General features: G+C 65.2%; 1 protein-coding gene. It reads left to right on the top strand.

The genetic code is table 11. From position 1 onward, the window contains the following. The first annotated feature begins 155 nt into the window (after positions 1-155). Positions 156-830, top strand: a complete 675-nt coding sequence (locus tag GPA_RS02230) for a zinc metallopeptidase (RefSeq protein ID WP_015538815.1) — start codon at positions 156-158, stop codon at positions 828-830. The last annotated feature ends 32 nt before the right edge of the window (positions 831-862 follow it).

Below are 862 nucleotides of genomic sequence, written 5' to 3'. Positions count from 1 at the left end.
AAGATCACGGCTCGGTAACGCGCCTTTGGTGATTCCGCGCTGTTTGCCGCGTGTTTTCGGCCCGATTTCATGCTCTTGTATAATACAGGTGTACGGTACAGAGCGGCCGCCGCGCGGCCGCGGAAGCAACCCCTTCGAAGGAGTGGTCACGTCCTATGTTTTTCGGATTGAGCTATGGATACCTGCTGCTGATCGTGGTCACGCTCGCCATCGGCGGGCTCGCCACGTGGTACGTGAACTCGCAGCTAAAGAAGTACACGAGGGTGCCCATCTCCAACGGGCTCACCGGCGCCGAGGCCGCGCGGCGCATGCTCGCCTACTACGGCGTGACGAACGTGGCGGTGCACCGCGGCGGGCCGGGCCAGGACTTCTTCGACCCGCGCACGAACTCGGTGACGCTCTCGCCCGACGCGTTCGACGGGCGCTCCATCACGGCCACGGCAACCGCGTGCCACGAGGTGGGGCATGCCTGCCAGTACGCCGAGAACTACGCGCCCATGAAGATCCGCGGGGCCATCGTGCCCGTGGTGAACCTGGCCTCGAACGCGTGGATCTTCCTGCTCATGCTGGGCATCATACTGGTGAGTAATCAGCTCACGACGCTCGCCATCGTCATGTACGCCGTGGTGGTGCTGTTCCAGCTGGTCACGCTGCCGGTGGAGTTCAACGCCTCGCGCCGCGCCATGACCTACATGGACACCATCGCGCTGCCGCAGTCCGAGCAGGGCGGCGCGTTTTCCGTGCTGCGCGCCTGCGCGCTCACCTACGTGGCGGCGGCCCTCACGTCCATCCTGCAGCTGCTGTGGCTGCTGGGCCAGCGCCGGGAATAGCGGAGGCGTACATGGGGGATCGAGGAGAAGGG

Origin of the sequence: Gordonibacter pamelaeae 7-10-1-b (assembly GCF_000210055.1) — a bacterium.
Lineage (GTDB): Bacteria > Actinomycetota > Coriobacteriia > Coriobacteriales > Eggerthellaceae > Gordonibacter > Gordonibacter pamelaeae.
This window is presented reverse-complemented; position numbering and strand designations above follow the sequence as displayed.

What these genes read in the sequence shown, in the direction of transcription:
- GPA_RS02230 (WP_015538815.1), top strand. Translation starts at nt 156, where the DNA reads ATGTTTTTCGGATTGAGCTATGGATACCTGCTGCTGATCGTGGTCACG.